The organism is Aequorivita sp. 609 (assembly GCF_014212065.1).
GTDB lineage: Bacteria > Bacteroidota > Bacteroidia > Flavobacteriales > Flavobacteriaceae > Aequorivita > Aequorivita sinensis.
The window spans coordinates 44,689-62,886 of sequence record NZ_JACJVM010000214.1 but is presented as its reverse complement, the minus strand read 5'-3'; the positions used below and the strand labels follow the sequence as shown (position 1 = coordinate 62,886).

Genomic DNA, 18,198 nt, shown 5'->3' with positions numbered 1-18,198 from the left:
TATTCCTGTAAAATGGAAATAATCCAATTCAGTTTATTTTAAAATGTTTAAATGCTTTAGGGAGCAATAATATTAAAGGAATACAAGAAACTTTTGAATTTGTAAACCAATCCAGCTTTGGAATGTGTTAATAGCAATTACTGCCAGCGGCTTTATTTCTTAAGGTGTGTTTTGCGTGTTTACCTGTTACCTAAACTTAACGGAAGGGAAGATTTTTTAAAAGTGATATATAATCCATAAATAACTTAACTTCCTTCAAGTTTTAAGCATCAATTTTCTATATTTTTAACCAGTCAAAAATAAATTTACACTCTTGTTTATATTCCAATGAAGCATCTATTTTGATCGTTCCTGAAGCTTTTTGATAAATTGCCATACCATATTAACCTTTTGACATTTAACATAACCCCACAATCTCGTTTATATATGAGGACCCTTTTTAAACTTTTTATATTTCTTATAAGTCCTTTTTTATTTGCACAAAATGTAACCCAACTAGACAGTCTTTTAAGGCAAGGGATAGATGCAAGAAGTAATAAAAATTATTCCTTATCCTTGGAAATTTTAACAAAAGTACGCTCTGTTGCCGAAGAAAATCAATGGTATAGACAACAATTTTTGGCCATCAACAATATTGGAGCCAATTATTATTCTATGTTAGATTATGGAGAGGCATTAGATAATTATTTGGAGGCATACACCATAGCGCTTAAACATCTCGATGGCAACGAAGAGATGACTGTATTAAACAATATTGCTCTCCTCTACATTGAGGAAGGCGATTTACTTAAAGCAGAAGAAAATTTTTCCAAAGCTTATATACTTGCAAAAGAAAATAATGAAAAAATTAAAACGGGATTGTATGCAATAAATCTTGGAATAGTTGAAAATCAGCGGGGTAACATTGAAAAAGCAGCCCGCTATCTCGCCGAAGCAGGAAAAATTGTTAAAGATATACCCGCTTTATCAGTTCAGGTAGAGATAGCATTAGCAGAGAATTGGTATAAGCGTGGTGAACTGCAAAAAGCTAGATTATTAGCACTAAAAATCCTGCCAGAGTTAGAAAATATTTCTTTCAATGAAGAACGAATTTCTTTATTAATGTTGCTTTCTAATATAGCGAGAGATGAGGGAGATACCGCAAACGCTATTTCATACGCTAAGGATGCCTTAAATGCTGCTCTTAATCTTAAAAATCGTATCGATATATTTCAGAAATTAGCAAGGATATACTCAAAAGGTGGTTCCTATAATGAGGCATTAAAGGCAAAGGATTCAGTTATTGCTCTCACAGACTCCCTACATAAATTAAAAAATGGTAGGGTGTTTGAAGCCAATAGGGTAAAATTTGAAGTAGCCAATTATAGAAGAGAACTTCAGCAAAGTAAGGAATCACAAAGGCAAGAGCGAATCACCCTTTATAGCCTTTTGGGTATTTCAATTATACTTATATGTCTTACAGCTTGGGCACTTTATAATAGCTATATTAAAAATAAGCAACGCAAAAAATTAAACCAACAAAACAAAGAATTTATAAAATTAGAACTCCAAAAAAAAGAAAGTGATATTCTTTTATTAGAAAAACAATTACATGCAAAAGAAGCAATAGCTCTGTTAGAACAGGAGCGTCTTAAAAATGAGATAGAAAAAAGAAACAGAAAGTTGGCAGCCAAAGCCCTTCAAATATCAGGACGTAATGAATTGATAAAAGAAGTAATCAATAGCTTTACAGATCGGACTGAAATTTCTCGAAATGCCTTTTTGTCTACCAAAATAAAAGAACTTAAAAAATTACTGAAAAAGGATTCGGAATGGGAAAGTTTCCTTACACATTTTGAAGAAGTAAATCACGGGTTGCTTACAAAACTTCGAAATAATCATTCCGAATTAACCGCCAATGACATTCGATTCCTTAGCTATTTATATATGGAGCTTAGCACCAAGGAAATAGCATCGCTTTTTAACATAACCGTTGAAGCGGCTCGTAAGCGAAAAGAACGTATTAGCAATAAAATGGGGCTCGAAGATAGCAGTGTCTTATATAGCTATATTACAACACTTTAGCGTATTGTGTCACACTTTTTCCGAAATCCGTCACGCTTTTTATAAAGCTTTTGTAATTAGTTTATCAATAATTCTTGGAATATTGAATTTCATTAAATGTCTAAAATTTAAATTTTAAATTATGAAAAAATTACTCCTTCTTACAGTGTTCATGTTTATCGGAAACATTCTGTATTCCCAATGCACCTTTGATACCACTATTACCTCTAATCCCGATTTGAGTGGGGGCAATCAAATGCAATGTTCAGATCAGATAATCGTTTTTACCGCTCCTTCAGGGTACGATAGTTATCAATGGAAATACAAATTTTCTACCAATGGGAATCCAAACGATTTTCAAGGGGAAACAAATAACACTCTCACCATAACTGCTGGAGATCTTGGCTTTGCATATGTTTATGTTACTATGACTGACGATGGATGTACTGAGGATTCAAACAATATAATGTTCGATACCTGGATTTTTAATACTCCAGCAATACAACACGATGGAGACAGAGACCTATGTTATGGCGAAACCTCCATTATTACCAGTGCTTTTTCTGGCCCCCAGAATTATAGATGGTACAAAGATGGCGTGATTGTTCAAGAAGGAACTCAAGATTTTTATGAAGTCTCTGAAGCGGGTTCATACCTATTAGAGGTTTCATATTCACAATGTCCAGACCAATGGTTGTCTAGTGGAGTGCCAGTTACTTTTACCGTAAGCGGCGAAGAGGTTTTAATTACCGAATCGGGAAATAGCTTGTTTACTACCGAAAATGGCGATGCGTATTCCTGGTTCTTAAATGGCACAGAAATTACGGGAGCAAATACTTTTACTTATACCCCAGTTGAAACAGGTGATTATACAGTAGCAGTAACATTTAATGAACAGGAAACTTGTATCATCGAATCGATGCCATACTTTTTCACTGTTTTATCGATGCCAGACGTAGAACTCAATGGTATCTATTTTAAAAACACCTTAGCGGTCGACTCTCAATTTGTATTGCACAACAATCTTCAAACGCCGTTGTCGTATACCATTTTTGACCTTTCTGGAAAACAATTGGTTTCAGAAAAAAGCAATATTTCCCAAATTGTCATTGCAGCCCAAAACTGGGAGCGGGGAATTTATTTATGTAAAGTGCAAACCCCTGATGGAAGTAAGACCTTCAAACTACTCCGTTAATTTTCGGGTTTTAAATTGAAGAAATGCCTATAGATATATTTTCTACAGGCATTTTTTTTATCGAAAGGTGGCTTTTTAATTTTTTTTTTGAAAAATTGAAAAGGAACAGAATTATTATCTTCCAAAATAAATACTTGTAAAGTAGGATTTTTTTCAACTATTTCGGCTCATATGATAATGCTATCGAAATTAAGAAAATTGAAACTCCATCAAATTCGAATGATGTAGTTAGAAAAAAATAGAGAATACAAAAAATAAACTATGGTTCAACGTAAAAAACAAAAAATGCGCTTATAGCTGTACCATATATTTGTTATAATCTAATGAGAAGTTTTATTAATTTAAATGTGAATCGTTAAGAATGCATGATATAGACCAAACATCCTCAGGTCTTCCTCCCTACAATACTACCAACAGTATGAATCTAGAATATGTTGTCTATAACTAACCCTCTACATTATACCATTTACCACCTAATAACCTAGCAATAAGTTTATAGCACCACTATTTACCACAAGTTTTAACACTAATTAAAAACTCAATCCATCGTACAACAATTCGTACCTTTAAATGCTCAATTGACAAACCATAAATGAATTGTGAAAAACTCTTTTAAAACCCTTGCTATTATTGGCTTTATTTCCAAGGGAATAATCTACTTGGTTATAGGGATACTTTCTTTATTGGCGGCATTAAATATGGGAGGGGAGAGTTCTGGAACCAATCAGGCACTCACGTTTTTAAAAAAGCAACCTTTCGGGCAAATTCTCTTGTTGTTTTTAGGTGTTGGTTTGTTTTGTTATTCGTTTTGGATGTTTGTACAAAGTATAAAAGATCCTGAAAAGAAAGGCGTTACCCGAAATGCCTTATTACAACGAATGGGTTTGTTTATCACAGGTTTGGTTTACGTTTTTATAGCAGTTTTGGCATTCTATCACTTGGCTACTCCTACGGATAATGAAATAGTAAAAAGTACCTATCTCGATTTTTTGGAGCCTACTACGCTTGCTATTGTTTTTGTTGGAATTGGAATTATCCTAGCGATACAAACTGTTGTTTTAATTATAAGCGTTTTTAAGGGAGGAATGTTAGACCAATTTAATCTTGAAGGCAAGAAATATTCAGAAGTTATTAGAAGGCTGGGGATGTTTGGTTTTTACTCACGCGCTTTTGTAGTGGGAATTATTGCTTATTTCTTTTTACACGCTGGGTTCTATACTGGGAACAATAATATTAAAGGAATACAGGAAGCTTTTGAATTTTTAAACCAATCCAGCTTTGGAAAAGTGTTAATGGCAATTACTGCTGTAGGTTTTATTTCCTATGGTGCGTTTTATGTGTTTCTTACACGATATAGGAGTTTTGAGGAGAAGTAGGTTAGTGCAGTATTCTGTTAGCAGCTAAAATGCAAGACTATCATTTTGATAAAATTAAAATTAGGTAGCATATTTAAATTATTAAGGTAACCATCTTAAATCTTCATAAAACTACTCGGGCTTCCAGAATTTAACTGCATACTTTAAGAGTGCATTTTTATCAGATTCTATTCCTAGTTTTCTTATGATTGAGGCTCTTTGTGCCTCTATTGTTTTTTCTGAGAGAAAAAGCATCTTGGCAATTTCTTTGGTAGTTTTTTGCTGTACAATTAATTCGAACACCTTTTTTTCAGAAAAAGTTAATTTTCCGAGTGCTTCGCCTTTTAGATAATCGATATCAGTTTCGATATCCAATTTTAATCTATGACTGTAATAGACTTCGTTATTTTCTAAATAATTGATACAGGTTTTTAACTCCTCTAAGGCGTGTTGTTTTAAAAGGTAAGCGTTTATTTTAAGCGCTTCAGCCTTCATAAAAATGCTTTTTTCCTTGTGTGAAGTAAGTAGGATGATTTTAGTTGGGATTTGATATAATCTAATGTTTTCGGCTATTTCTAACCCATCCATATCCGGCATACTAATATCTAAAATAGCAAATTCTGGCTTTAAACGTTTTATAGCTAGCCACGCTTCTTGTCCGTTATTATGACTTTCCAATACAACATGCCCCATTCCTTCAAGCAGTACTTGGGTGCCTAATATGGAAAGGGGAAAATCGTCTGCAATTACAAAGTACATAATCTAAGCTTTTATTTTGGAATTGTTAATTTAATGGTTGTTCCGTTTTTATTCGATTTGATGTTAACTGTACCATTTATAAATTTGGTGCGTTCTGTGATGTTCAATAAGCCGAAGCAGTTTCCTTTTTCCAACATTTTATCGGCGTCAAAACCTTTTCCGTTATCCTTTATTTCAGCGTACACATATTTATCATCTTCGGTAATTGTTATTTTACCCGCCATCGCATTGGCGTGCTTCATCATATTGGTAGTAGCTTCCTGAATAATTCGATACAATTGCAGTTCAACAGTATCACTTAAATCGCCACTGTAATCTATGTCTGAAGTAAGTAAAAAGCTATGTTGATTTTGCGCTCGATCGGTTAATTGTTCAATACTCAGCTTTAATCCTAATTTATCGAATAAAGTAGGGCTCAGGTTACGACTAATATTTCTAACTTCCTCTAAAATATTGTCGATTTTTACACTAAATTTAGAGCTATTTGTTTCGAGTGCGTGGCGTAGATTAACTAATTCATTGCTTACGCTATCGTGCAAATCGGAGGCAATACGCTTGCGTTCTTCTTCAGTTTTACTCAGTAAGAGCGAGGTGAAGTTTTCAGCCAACACCTTTTCTCTTGCTAAACTTTTACTTTTGTGCCAAATCATAAATATAATAAAAATCAGTATTAGGAACACTGCTCCTATCGTCATAGCAAAAAGCCATTCTCTTTGTGATTTTAATTGTTTTTCCTGAAGTAAGATTTTATTCTCTTTTTGTTCAGTTTTAAACTTTCGCTCTAATTCAAAGAGTTTTCCTTGAATAAGTTCTTTCGATTCTTTGTCTCTATTATTTAGAAGAAAGGTGGCGTAAATATTTGCTTTTTCAAAGTCTTTCTTTTTGGTGTAATATGTGTACAAACCACTTCCCAATTGAGTCATAAACTGGGTGTTTGGCTCTTCTTCCGCCGCTATTTCATTGTAGAATCTTTCTGCTTCCTCAGGGTTTTTTAAAGTTTTGTCAAAGATTTCGGCATACATTATTTCTTGGAATAGGGTACGCATCTGCAGATCTAGACTGTTGCTTTGATCTGTCATCTCTCTTGCTATTTTAAGAAAGTCTAAAGCTTCCTTATCTTCTCTTTGTGCAATGTGCTTAAAAGCTAAAAGTTGATTTAATAATGCTTTGTGATAATTGTTGATTCCAGGATATTGTTTGGCGTGAATAGCCATCGAATCAATATATTTTATTGCGCCTATCGTATCTGCTTTTGCAATATTGAAGTTAACGTAAAGAGAATATGCCGAAAAAGTAAGCGATTTGTTTCCTTGCTGTTTTACAATTTGAAGTCCCTTTTTTAAGTTCTTTTCAGCTTCATCTAAGGCAGAAGTTTTTACAAAAATGTCGTGTAGCAGTAAATAAACAGTCCCTTGGTTGGTAACATCGCCAATATCTTCAAAAATGCGTAATGCTGCTATAAGGTGTTTTTCAGTGTTTTCGAAATCACGAACTAGTGAGTAATTTTGTGCTAAGGAGAAGTTGGTAAACCCAATTATCTGCTTGTGCGATTTCGACTCTGGTTTTAATTCGATTCCTTGTTTAAACCATTTAAAACTTGGGTCTAATTGATGGTTAAAATAGCTTTGAGCTCCTAAGTAATAACACAGGTAACTCTGAGCTTCCCCGCTAATGTCTTTTTTGTGAGTATTGTAGAAATCGCTACTGGTTTTAAAATATATGCTATCAAAGTGAATATTTCTGTCTAAGGCGTTACCATAAGCTATTAGATAGTTGGCAGCATCTTCATAATTTTTGTTTTCTATTTGATGGTTGAAATGATACAACGCACTGTCCTTATAAATTTCTGTTCTATAATTAGCCCCATTTTCTAACCATTCATAAGCAGGAAGTGTATGCCTGTATTCCTCAACATTTTTTTCCTCGATTTTAGGAAGTTTCTGTTCAGAAGAAGTGTCGCAACTTATAGCAAATAAATAAAAAGCAGCGCTAAAAAATAACAAGAATAGGTTTTTCATAAGATGTGGGGGTAGTTGGTTTTAAGAATCTGAAATTTCAGTCGTGGGAGTTGGCGGTGATGTAAGTTTGGTTTTCTCAAATATATATAACTTTCGATTTAATTTTTTATATTTTTTTCACCTATGATTAAGTATGAAGTTATGCGATATACAGTAAAATTTATTACAATATACCGCAATTATAAAACTAATGGCCTGCTGAAAATCCCCACTAACAACAAGACCATTAGTCAACTGTATATTTACATAATTACGTGTTTTAACTCAACTTAATACTCCCCAATATTAGCAAGGTTAATAGTAACAGTATTTATATAACTACATTTTTAATTCAACTTCATAAAACTTTCGTTATAAAGTATTTCTTTATGGATTGTGGCTAGCCATAATTGTGGATAGTACTCCGGAATTATTAAATTCTAGCACACAGCTTGTATCGTAATTGTTTTGGGCAGACTTGTTTTTATAATAAATATAATATGGGCTACCAGGTCCTGCAGCTTCAAAAGGAGCTAGCCTTTCTCCTAACACATTTTTTACTTCTTTAATGGACTTCCCAATAAGATTTTGACTTACTCCATCCAATTTTGCATCCTTATATTTGGTTTTAATTGTGTATAACACGTATTCGTCATTACCGTTAAATGCGAAGGTTAAATCAAATTTCAGATCATCATATTGTGCAACTGCCGAATCGTCTTCTGCCAGATCTATAGGCGTGATTTTTTCTGCTTCGGTATAGGTCATACCTAGTTTTAAACCTTTGTAACCTTTGTCGTCAAACTGCCCGTATACTGATAAGGAGGCAAAAAGTAAGAATGCAAATGAGAAAATTATATTTTTCATATATTTAGATTTAATAATTATTGTAATTAGTGTAGCGCTAAGTTTTACTTAATCTTTGTTTGAATACCCGATTTATTGATATCAGCTATAAGAATCACAGCATCCTTTTCTTGAGACCATTTGTCTGGATTGTTCATAATGGTGCTCATAGCAGTATTTAGCAGGTATATATATTCATTACTACTGCCATTAATTTTATAGGCTGTCGCGTTTTTAGTTTCTTTTCTTACGCTTTTGGTTCGTGCGCTATCATAGGTGATATTGTAGTTTTTCACCAAAGACCCTCCTTCGTAATACTTAAAGTTATATTCGCTATTTTCTCTTAACATATTTAGCTGAAAGTATGTATTGCTAGGCATGGTTTGCCAAGCGCTCCAAGCTGCCCAAGTACCTTTTATGTATTTCTTGGTTGCCTTAAAACTAGTTTTATAATTTTTAGGTGCCGAAGCTATTGTTTTAGCGGTATAAAGAATGGCATTTCCCAATTCGTGTTCCCACAGGTAGATTTGTGCTTTAGCCGTAGAAACCCAAAGGGATGGACTTTTCGCAATTTGTTTTAGGGTAATGTTATCTGTCCATAAATAGTTTTTAGAATCGGCATATTTATAGGCAGTTAGATGGTTGTTTGTAAATTGCTTGCGAATTTTTTCTGTTTCTACAGAATCATAAATTACCTTATCGGTGTACATATCGCCGCCATCATATAGTTTTACTTCATAGCTGCCACCACTTAGATGTTGTACAGCCAAAGAAGGAATAGATCCGTATAGCTGTTTTTCAGAATCCCAATTAGAAGGCCAACTTTCCCACTTTCCATTTTTAATTTCAATTGACCTTGAATATGGTAATTCGATTCGAACCTGCGCCTTAACCATTGTAGCGCACATTAATATGATACAAGAAATTATAAGTTTTTTCATTTTATTGAATTTGATTAATCAGTAATTATTTATAGAAGTGAATAAGGCTAAAAGCTTGTTTTAAATGTCAAAATGATTTTGCTTTAAGGCAATCGGCTACTTATTATGCTTGTATATCACTGCACTTCCAAGGTCGTTGTACCAAATGTAAATTCTAGAATTTGCTTTTGAAGTCCAGTTAGCCTTGTTGCTTACAATTTGCGGAAGGGTTACATTTTCGGTCCACATGTAATTTGGAGAATTGTAATATTTATAGACCGTTATATTGTCGTTGTTGCTTTTTTTGCGGACTTTTTTCGTCTCTGCAGCATCAAAATGTACGGTTTCTACAAAAATCCCACTAGCAGACCCTCCTTCGTATAAGGATACTTCAAAAGTGCCAAGATTAATTTGTTTAATACTTAAATTAGGGATAAAGCCGTATTCAGCTTTTTGAGATTCCCAGTTTGAAGGCCATTTTTCCCATCCACCATTTTCAAATCCAATAGATCTTGAATAAGGTAAGTTGATAGTTATTTGGGCAGAAGCTAAGGTTACTACAGCTAAAAATAAGATAGAAGTTAAGAATAGTTTTTTCATTTTGATAGGGTTTAGTTTTCTATTGCAAACTTCAGCCAATTGCTAAATTTTGATGTAGTGGTTAACCCTATTTATTTTTTTTAAGCAAATGTTAGATGAAATAATAGATTGAAAATACAGCTTTTAATAATTGGTAATCAATTATTTGTATTGGTGTGTAGTTCGAGAAGTAAGAATTTAAAAATTATAAAAATAACTCATCAAACGTTTTGTAATGTACTTGTAACCAAATCGCCTTCAAGGATTTTTCTATAATTTCTATACGTGTTTATATTTATTTAGGTGATAAAAGTTGGGTGAATTGGGATTAGAAGAGCGTTTTTCTAAGTTATTAAAATTCAAGAAGGAGAGAGGTTGCAATCTATGTTTTCACATTCATTAATTCCGTAAGAGTTGCAGTGAATGGTATTGCTGATGCTCTTCCAGGGTTGTAGTTTTTTAATTTTCTGAAGTCCCAAGAATTATTTCCGAAATCGGAAAGATTTACTTTTTCTATCTCAATAACTAAATAGTAATCCTGGGATGGATTGAGGTAGCCTTTTTTAATTAAATTTTCTTTTGAATATACTTTTGGACCTTTACTTACTATTTTCCATAAATCTCCTGATGATTTTTCTTTATGGGTGTGTAGTAACAGGTATTTTGCAGAAACAGTTTCCTTATCTAGAACGAGAGAGCCATGTCCTGATCCCATTCTGAAATTATACATGTTTTTTTTAGAAATCCAATCATACTGAGACGGTGTATTGTAAAAGCCTATCAAAACGTAAGTCTCATCTGGTATAATTTTTTCACCATTGAAATACTCAGGAATTTTTTCAGTCATTTCATTAGGTGTATCATTTTTATAAACTTGATATTTTTTGTTTGCTAGGTTTTCACGTTGTGAAGCAATGTTTAAGAAATGTTTTAAAACCTCTTTAATAAAGTTTTCTAGATGTATAGTTTCATTTGTATTTTCCGAAGGTTTAATTGGAAATGCTCCTAAGCCGGGTAATATTTCATGAAAGCCCCTAATTGATTTTTTTATATCTCCAGGATATAAAACATAAGCGCCACTAGTTCTTCTGATCGCATCTTTATATGCGTGCATTTTTAATAAATCTGCATTTTTGTAAATCCCTTTTAGATTATCTTTTTTCTCATCATCTAATGACGCATCTGACTTTTCCTCGCCTAAAATCTGATTGATATTTGCAACCTTATATTTCGCGTCAAAATGAATATGAACAATCTGTTCTGTTGCTTCTGATTCTGTTTCATCAAGTTTCGTTGGCCAAATAGATAATGTGTAATCGGGCCTTAATGTAGTTGTCCAGCTACCTGTTTTTGATATATCATCAGTACCTCCTTTAAAACTTCGATTATAGTTAAACCTAACGTTCAAATCTCGATTTGCTTTTGTATAAGTACCTTGTAATGCCGTTACTCTCCCTTGTCTAAGTTGAAGACTTAGTTTGTCGTTTGAAGGTACAATTAGCTTTTCGAGCTCTTTTGGCTCAATTTCAAAAATATGTTCTAAAACTTCCAAAAGTTTAAAAAACAACCAATACTCATATAGCGTGGCAATATCTTTTTTACCACCACTATAAACCTCGTCTCCACCGTTCCAAACAAGCTTTGCCGCTAAATCAAATTTAAGCCACACGTTTAATACTTCTCTATAGCCTTCTTTTCTTTGAAGCGTTGGGCTATTAAGTTTTAATGTAGTTGGTCGTGATACTTCTTTGAATAAATCGTGTTGAAGGTGCGTTTCTAGCTTTTCACATACTACATCGGCTTCTTCTTGTAGTCGTGCTCCTGCATTGGGATGATTTGCAATATCCATGCAGAATTTTAAAAAAGTTTCTAATGCATGTTTAATAAAACGGTTTTCCGAAGTATCTACACTTTCAAACTTTCTATAGGTTTCTATTTTAGTAGCAACAGACTGTATTCTTTTTTTAGATAATGGGTGTGAGCTCCTTAACTTTAATCGATTGTCAGAATTGACAAGAGATTTTAATTCTGAATTTTTAAAACGTTTAATCTTTCTAACATCTGTGACTTCTGCTTCCTCAGTCCAATTAGTCGTAGGACTTGTTACTATACGTAGAATGGCATCTTCAAAGTCTTCTGAATTGATAATAGAACTAACAAAAGCAAAACGTTGGTACAGGGTTTTATTATCGGTTTCAAAGTCTGTTTCAAATGAGTGGCTTACTGGGGAATTAGCTTGGATGATTAAGTCGGTGCATTTTGAAGTAATGTCATTTAACATGTACTGATAGTCCTGTCTGTAGCTTGTTTTCTTAGACTGGACCTCTAATTGTAGATTCCAACGTTTATCGGGAATTTCAGTATTGAGTATCTGTAACGTGAGGGTACCAACAAAGATATTGGGGGCAATTATCCCTATATGTTCTTTTCTCTTTCTGTTCTTTACAATATTACTTTGGTCGCTACAGAAGAGGCGAAAATTTTTTGAAAGCTTTTCATCTTTATGTGAAAATTCAAAGTCATAGAAACAACCTTCTTTTAACTGGTAAGTAGGTTCATGCTCATAATAGTTGTTGGTGTCTACTTCTATGTCGCCTTTTTTCTGTGCGTCGATAAATAGTTGTAAACCCTCATCTATATAAGATAAGTCTATTTCTATGGATTGTACTTTCTCCATATTTTAAGCTTCTGCATAACTAGCAAAACCATTATCAATCGCGCCTTTATACATTCTGGTTATTTTCTCTAAGGATAAAGGGTATAGTATACTACTATTGTCCTTAAAGTTTAAAGGCTCTTTATTTTTAAGGAATGACATAGAAGCATCGATGTTTTTAGTAACACAAAAAGAAGCTAGTACTTCTAAAATTGGACAAAGTTTTCGTCTAGAGCCATGTAACTTAGGTAATAGCTTTTGCATAATAGCAATATCTATTTTGTCATTTACAGACATCGAGCTATCCAGTGTGCTTAATTGATTATACAGTCTGTGAATTTCTGTTGCAGAGCGATAACCAAATTCAGCTCCTGTTTTCTTTAACTCTTCAAAAAACTCAACTAATTTTTCATTTAATTTTTCAGTATCTATTTCGGGGAAATCTTTGTTGGATGCAATTTGCAAAAAATCTTCACCCATAGAAGCACCTTTATAGTTAAGGTTAGTGAAATCTATTTCCTTTGGAGATTCTAAATAGGCTTCAATATCATCTTTGTTTACTCTAAATTCAATAACATTAGCTCTATCTAAAACCTTAGGACTAAACATATAGGTGGTTTCGTCAATATTTACGGTTCCTATGATAAATAAATTGCTTGGCCACTCTATTTTAGAAGGAACTTGATTTATATCTACTTCTGAACTATGTAGTTTTATAAAGTCTTTGGACTCCATAACACTAAGGAAATCTGCAAAATACCGTTCCACATGGCTTAAATTCATTTCGTCAAGGATCAGAAAATATGGTTTATTGGAGTTCTCTTTTTTATTGGCTTCAATCAGTAATTTTAATGCTCCATTTTCAGGTAAGATGTATTCATTATTATCTAATGCATTTACATATCCCAAAAGAGGCTCTCTGTTAGTCCAATCTGCTCCAACTGGAACAATACAATACTGAGAGTCATTTTCAGAAATCCACTGTGCAAATGCTTGTGCTAATTTGGTTTTACCCGAACCCGATAAACCGCTTAATAATACAAAAGGCTTTGTAGTTAAAGAGGCAATATATCTTGTAACAAATTCATATGTGAAGTGTAATCCTGATATTTCGCAAGCTTTTAAAAAGCTATATAAATTAAAATTTTCTTTTTTTGTCACCTTTAGACTTTCTTCTTTAATTTTATTATTAGCAAATAAAGATTTGTATTCCTTAATAAGATTCATTAAGTCTTTAATGAAAATTTCTTCCGAAGGTAAATTGTCAATATTATAAGATTTATAAACGTATGATGTTCCAAATTTGATTGAATTTAGGGATAGAGTGTTATTAAAATACTCCTTTATTGTTGTTTTCAGACCTGGTTCATTCCAATTTTGGAGCGGTTCTTTTGTTTCACTAACTCCGTAAGCTAAAATAAGTATCTTAAATTCTTTGTAGTATAAAAAAACTGGATATATTCCATCCTTCACAGATTGATTAAAACCTGTAAATGCTATCCAAGGAATAGAAGAAGCCCTGCCTATTCCAAAAGATATTTCAATTTTCAACCCTTCTAATTCACCTCTATTACTTCTAATATATTGAGTTGCTGATTTCTTTGTGCCTTTTCCTGTTTCTTGTTGGTTTGCTACTTCAATAAACTCTAAAAGGTTTGGCATTGATGCAGGTTCTTTTGGTGAAATTTTAAATCCATTTTCACGTAAAATTTTAAATGGTTTTTTAATACTATTACCAAAATCTTCAAGTTTTAATTCGTTACCAGTCATCAACTCATTTGCTGTCGATAATACTAGTATCGGTGGATATTTTTTTCCGTTATAAATTAAATCGTATGTAGACGAATGTCTACCAGTTAACATATCAGGATTATTGTCTATATGTTTTATAGCTTGAATTAAATCATCTTGAGTAAACTTTTTATCCATCAATTTATTTTTAAATAATAATTTGCTAATCACACAAAGTACAAATTATTATTTAAATTTAATTAATACTTTTAGGCTAGGGAATTCTAGGTTAATAATTATTCAACATTCGGAATATCCTTTTCTACCCAATCCAATATTAGTAGATTTTAGTATTGTTTATTCCAGAACTGGTAGGCTATCTTATCTAATATAATTTGCGTCAAAAGGAAGGGGTTCTATTTTGAAAATCAAGAGTTATTACTGGATAAATCTAATTTGTAAATTTAAATTGATTAATAAGTCGCCATTTGATTCATAAATTTTTCCGAATTCATGTCGTGTGGAGCTTGCCGTTTCTAATTTGGTATTATTTAATAAATAATCTTCAAATTCATTTCTGTTATAAATGTGATAACATAGTATATCTCCATTTTCTTTTATAATCAAATACCCACCAGTTGCATCAAATTGTCCTGTCCAAACTAGGGATGGCATCATTCCTAATGCTATATCCGTTAAAAATCGTTTAATTTTATATTCGTAAAATTTATGTTCATTTGAAATATCGAAATTTAATGGGTTTTTAATGTTGATGACATTAATTAAATCAGCAAGACTAGATTTTTTGCTAGTATAAAATTCGTATATAATTTCTGCTAAAATTTCTGGTAATTTACTATCTATGAGTATTAAATTGTTGGAGAATACTTGGTTTTCAGTTTTTACAAAATCTATTTTACCATTTTCATTTAAAATAGCATTGATTCTATCCTTTATTTTACTTCTTGTGGAGATTGAATTAATCACCTCAATTTGCTTGGCTGTAAGGTTTGTATTACTAATTTTGAATATGAAATTTGTTGTTTTTCCTGCATTTAGTAATGTAGAAGGGCTACCTAATTGTGATTTAATACTAAAACCCAAAGTAGGTTGCTGATTTGTTCTTTGGTCGTGAATTATAATAGTAATGTCTGTTTTTGAAGAGGAATTAGCTTTTAGTGAAATACAGTTAATAGTCTGCATAAATTCCTCTATTTCTGGTACGGAAAATGTTCTTTCTGTATTTTCATTAATAGCCTTTAATAAAAATAAAGCCTTTTCTTTAAATGTTAAAACAGGAACTTTTAAGACTTCTTCATCTCCTGAAATGATAATTAATTCATCTTTAATGGAGTATTCAAAATGATCGTTGTTTTCTGAACGCAGTATTTTAATTATTGGATATATTAAAGTTTCTAATTTTTTTATATTCTTGTCTCCAAGAAATAATTGTTTATCACCTAATAATTTGAATAGCGCATAAATTTCGCTCCATTCACCTTTATTTCCTGTAATCATTTTTATTTAAGGTTTTGTTGTTCCAATAAAATCTTTTGCCCAGTTTTCTAAATCCCATTCTAGAAATTTAAAACCTTTTATTACCTGACTTCTATTTACTTCTTTTTCACTTCTGAATACATAAACTCTGTCCATAGTTGACTCTAAAACATTTCGTGTCTTTCTCGCTTTTTCTCCAATAAGTCGGGAGCCAATTTCTGATTTGCCATTGTTGCCTTTATCAAGTGTCACAAATATATGCTTTCCTGTTCCTTCAAGTCTTGAGTGAAGTGACCAAAAAACAGATTGATAGACACGTTCTCTTAAACTAACTTTACAACTTATTATGCAAAATTGTTGTATTAGATTTTGATTTTCAATACATACAATAAGGTCATTATCACCCCACACTTCTTTAGCTGGCTCCCCACGAATTTTCATTTTTACTGTTAGGTTGTTAATTAACCTTTTATTGTCATCTTTCGAGAGGCTGTTTATGTCAAATGTGTCGTCTAAAAGACAGGTAGGATTACTATCATTGTTAGCAATATAGGCTTTAATTTTAGAGCTCTTTAAAGTAAAGTTAAAAACCCTGTTAATAGTATGCAAAACTAAAAGTTCTAATATTTTACCTTCTGTTTGTTTAGTTTTTATGTCAAGGATTTTCGAAATTTCCTTGAAATGTTCGAAATATCGATTCCAATTTTGTAATGAATATTCGGTTAGTTGGAAAAATGCGGAAATCAAAACAGCATGTAGATAGAGTTTTTCTATATTCTGACTGTTAGTAAATGTTTCTTGATTTTGTTTAATACAAGTTTCCTGTAGGAGTGAAATAAAAGAATCAATATTTATATCACTATTTTTACCTTTATCAATAAGTGTTTCTTTTAAATCAAGTGTCTTTTTAAGCATCTCGCAATTTTTCTATAATTTTTTCAGCAGTTGCTTGAATTGCAGGTACCGCAACCGAATTTCCAAATTGTTTATATGCTTGCGCATCAGAAACAACTATTTTAAAATTATCTGGAAAACCTTGAAGTCTTGCCCATTCCCTTGGAGTCATCTTTCTTATTCCTTCTCGATTAACTTTTCCTGAAATCTTTGTAACAGGTTTAAAATTAGTTAATCTGTCGTCATATAATAAATTTCGCTCTCTACCCATACCTCCACATACTACGGCATTGGCAGTTCCGTCATTTGGTATAATTTCATAACCAAATCCATTTCCTTTGCTTTCGTGGCGTGCACGGTGTTTTTTTAAAGTTTCTAAATAAGTGGTAGAAAGATAATATTTTACTGATACCTCATTTTTTTCTAATATATCCTCTAAAGTAGCGGATTTATCAGTTGGTTCTGGATATTGAAAATCTTCAATCCCCAAATCTTTTCGAAACCCAACAATAAAAATACGTTCTCTGTTTTGTGGAACACCAAATTCCTTTGCATTTAAAATTTGTGGTTCGGGGACATAATAATTCAAATCCTCCCGAAGAACATTTAATATGGTAGCCAGAGTTTTTCCCTTGTCATGATTTCGTAAGCCTTTTACATTTTCTAAAAATATAGCTTTAGGCTTCTTCTTCTTAATTATCTCAGCAACGTCAAAAAATAATGTTCCTCTTGTATCTTCAAATCCACCGCGTCTTCCTGCGATAGAAAATGCTTGGCAAGGAAAACCAGCGCAAAGCACATCAAAATTATCTGGAATGTAACTCTTTGTTTTAGCTTTGGTTATATCTCCAAAGGGTATTTCTCCAAAATTAGCTTCGTACGTTTTTTTCGAATATTTATCCCATTCACTGGTAAATATACATTTTCCGCCAAGGTTCTGTAGGGCTAAACGAAACCCGCCGATTCCTGCAAAAAGATCTATGAATTTAAATATTGGTTTTTCAGGAGCTGGAAAAGGAATTGATTTATTTAAATCAAAAATTAAATACTGTAAAGCTTCCTCAGCTAATACATTTGTTATAATTTCATTTGGATATTCTTTGCCTAAAATATCTTTAACGTGTTCTAAAGCATCTTCTCTATAATAATCTGAAACTCCATTTTGGTGATTATGTATATAATGAGTAAAAGAAGCAATTTTCGAATCATCAGGTTCAACTATTTTTACTTTAAATAGTTGTTCATCAATACTTTCTACACTTATTTTCTCGCTCATTTTAATAACATTTTCGACTGCACAAGTTATAAAAGAAAATCTTTATAACATAACCTATATTCAATTCGAATAATATGTTGTAGTCATTGTTAAATTACCCAACTATATAATTTTTAATGTAGTTTATTAAGAAATTTCGAAGTATACAAACACACAACACTTCAACTAAACCTTACTACTCATCACTATTCCCCACACTTCCCAGGAACACTAGCAGTTACTCCAGCTCTTTCGGCTACGCAGGGGTTTGAGTAGGTTTTGCCGTCGCAGCCACATACTGGGTCGTATTGCATAGTGCAAGGGCCGTCGCTAATTTTAGATTCGTCAATACAGTCGGTGGGATTTTTTACTGCGCAAGAAATTATCAGTAGGGCAATCAGTAAAAAAGATATAAGTAGAATGTAGGGTGATGTTTTCAAGTTGCTTCTGGTTTAGTTAGAAATAAGAACT

14 protein-coding genes are annotated in these 18,198 nt (G+C 32.5%); 3 read left to right on the top strand and 11 right to left on the bottom strand.

Annotated features, from left to right (window positions below; translation table 11 throughout):
- Positions 1 to 426: 426 nt before the first annotated feature.
- The 3 genes from H4O20_RS14335 (at position 427) to H4O20_RS15275 (ending at position 4,614) form a co-directional block, all read left to right on the top strand.
- Positions 427 to 2,064 carry a tetratricopeptide repeat protein gene (locus tag H4O20_RS14335; protein WP_185099727.1) on the top strand — a complete coding sequence of 546 codons (1,638 nt, stop codon included), beginning with the start codon at positions 427 to 429 and terminating at the stop codon, positions 2,062 to 2,064.
- Positions 2,065 to 2,185: 121 nt separating this feature from the next.
- The gene (locus H4O20_RS14330; RefSeq protein WP_185099726.1) at positions 2,186 to 3,238 is read left to right on the top strand and encodes a T9SS type A sorting domain-containing protein; all 1,053 of its coding nucleotides are present in this window, start codon (positions 2,186 to 2,188) and stop codon (positions 3,236 to 3,238) included.
- A gap of 599 nt (positions 3,239 to 3,837) precedes the next feature.
- Positions 3,838 to 4,614, top strand: coding sequence for a DUF1206 domain-containing protein (locus tag H4O20_RS15275; RefSeq protein ID WP_185099725.1), 777 nt, complete (start codon positions 3,838 to 3,840; stop codon positions 4,612 to 4,614).
- Between the two features lie 111 nt (positions 4,615 to 4,725).
- On the opposite strand, the gene H4O20_RS14320 is transcribed toward H4O20_RS15275, so the two are convergent.
- From H4O20_RS14320 to H4O20_RS15215, 11 genes are all read right to left on the bottom strand, one after another.
- Positions 4,726 to 5,352, bottom strand: a complete 627-nt coding sequence (locus H4O20_RS14320; protein WP_139855903.1) for a response regulator transcription factor — start codon at positions 5,350 to 5,352, stop codon at positions 4,726 to 4,728.
- 11 nt (positions 5,353 to 5,363) lie between these two features.
- Positions 5,364 to 7,370: a sensor histidine kinase gene (locus tag H4O20_RS14315; protein WP_185099724.1), complete on the bottom strand. Its 2,007-nt coding sequence runs from the start codon at positions 7,368 to 7,370 to the stop codon at positions 5,364 to 5,366.
- 366 nt (positions 7,371 to 7,736) lie between these two features.
- Positions 7,737 to 8,216 (bottom strand): hypothetical protein, encoded by a 480-nt coding sequence (locus tag H4O20_RS14310; protein ID WP_185099723.1) that lies wholly within the window; start codon positions 8,214 to 8,216, stop codon positions 7,737 to 7,739.
- Positions 8,217 to 8,260: 44 nt separating this feature from the next.
- On the bottom strand, positions 8,261 to 9,136 hold the full coding sequence (locus H4O20_RS14305) for a hypothetical protein (RefSeq protein WP_185099722.1): 876 nt from the start codon (positions 9,134 to 9,136) through the stop codon (positions 8,261 to 8,263).
- Between the two features lie 96 nt (positions 9,137 to 9,232).
- Positions 9,233 to 9,715: a hypothetical protein gene (locus tag H4O20_RS14300; RefSeq protein WP_139855907.1), complete on the bottom strand. Its 483-nt coding sequence runs from the start codon at positions 9,713 to 9,715 to the stop codon at positions 9,233 to 9,235.
- Between the two features lie 361 nt (positions 9,716 to 10,076).
- On the bottom strand, positions 10,077 to 12,371 hold the full coding sequence (locus H4O20_RS14295) for a DUF2357 domain-containing protein (RefSeq protein ID WP_185099721.1): 2,295 nt from the start codon (positions 12,369 to 12,371) through the stop codon (positions 10,077 to 10,079).
- Between the two features lie 3 nt (positions 12,372 to 12,374).
- Entirely contained in the window at positions 12,375 to 14,279 is a 1,905-nt protein-coding gene (locus H4O20_RS14290; protein ID WP_185099720.1) for a DUF3578 domain-containing protein, read from the bottom strand.
- 240 nt (positions 14,280 to 14,519) lie between these two features.
- The gene (locus tag H4O20_RS14285; protein ID WP_185099719.1) at positions 14,520 to 15,599 is read right to left on the bottom strand and encodes an HpaII family restriction endonuclease; all 1,080 of its coding nucleotides are present in this window, start codon (positions 15,597 to 15,599) and stop codon (positions 14,520 to 14,522) included.
- Between the two features lie 6 nt (positions 15,600 to 15,605).
- Positions 15,606 to 16,493 carry a BsaWI family type II restriction enzyme gene (locus H4O20_RS14280; RefSeq protein WP_185099718.1) on the bottom strand — a complete coding sequence of 296 codons (888 nt, stop codon included), beginning with the start codon at positions 16,491 to 16,493 and terminating at the stop codon, positions 15,606 to 15,608.
- Complete coding sequence (locus H4O20_RS14275) at positions 16,486 to 17,748, bottom strand: DNA cytosine methyltransferase (protein WP_185099717.1); 1,263 nt, start codon at positions 17,746 to 17,748, stop codon at positions 16,486 to 16,488. Before H4O20_RS14275 ends, H4O20_RS14280 begins: the two co-directional genes overlap by 8 nt.
- Positions 17,749 to 17,933: 185 nt before the next feature.
- Entirely contained in the window at positions 17,934 to 18,167 is a 234-nt protein-coding gene (locus H4O20_RS15215; protein WP_260402699.1) for a Kazal-type serine protease inhibitor domain-containing protein, read from the bottom strand.
- Positions 18,168 to 18,198: the final 31 nt, after the last annotated feature.

What these genes read in the sequence shown, in the direction of transcription:
- H4O20_RS14285 (WP_185099719.1), bottom strand. Translation starts at nt 15,599, where the DNA reads ATGATTACAGGAAATAAAGGTGAATGGAGCGAAATTTATGCGCTATTC.
- H4O20_RS14310 (WP_185099723.1), bottom strand. Translation starts at nt 8,216, where the DNA reads ATGAAAAATATAATTTTCTCATTTGCATTCTTACTTTTTGCCTCCTTA.
- H4O20_RS14295 (WP_185099721.1), bottom strand. Translation starts at nt 12,371, where the DNA reads ATGGAGAAAGTACAATCCATAGAAATAGACTTATCTTATATAGATGAG.
- H4O20_RS14305 (WP_185099722.1), bottom strand. Translation starts at nt 9,136, where the DNA reads ATGAAAAAACTTATAATTTCTTGTATCATATTAATGTGCGCTACAATG.
- H4O20_RS14335 (WP_185099727.1), top strand. Translation starts at nt 427, where the DNA reads ATGAGGACCCTTTTTAAACTTTTTATATTTCTTATAAGTCCTTTTTTA.
- H4O20_RS14280 (WP_185099718.1), bottom strand. Translation starts at nt 16,493, where the DNA reads ATGCTTAAAAAGACACTTGATTTAAAAGAAACACTTATTGATAAAGGT.
- H4O20_RS14315 (WP_185099724.1), bottom strand. Translation starts at nt 7,370, where the DNA reads ATGAAAAACCTATTCTTGTTATTTTTTAGCGCTGCTTTTTATTTATTT.
- H4O20_RS14275 (WP_185099717.1), bottom strand. Translation starts at nt 17,748, where the DNA reads ATGAGCGAGAAAATAAGTGTAGAAAGTATTGATGAACAACTATTTAAA.
- H4O20_RS14330 (WP_185099726.1), top strand. Translation starts at nt 2,186, where the DNA reads ATGAAAAAATTACTCCTTCTTACAGTGTTCATGTTTATCGGAAACATT.
- H4O20_RS14320 (WP_139855903.1), bottom strand. Translation starts at nt 5,352, where the DNA reads ATGTACTTTGTAATTGCAGACGATTTTCCCCTTTCCATATTAGGCACC.
- H4O20_RS14300 (WP_139855907.1), bottom strand. Translation starts at nt 9,715, where the DNA reads ATGAAAAAACTATTCTTAACTTCTATCTTATTTTTAGCTGTAGTAACC.
- H4O20_RS14290 (WP_185099720.1), bottom strand. Translation starts at nt 14,279, where the DNA reads ATGGATAAAAAGTTTACTCAAGATGATTTAATTCAAGCTATAAAACAT.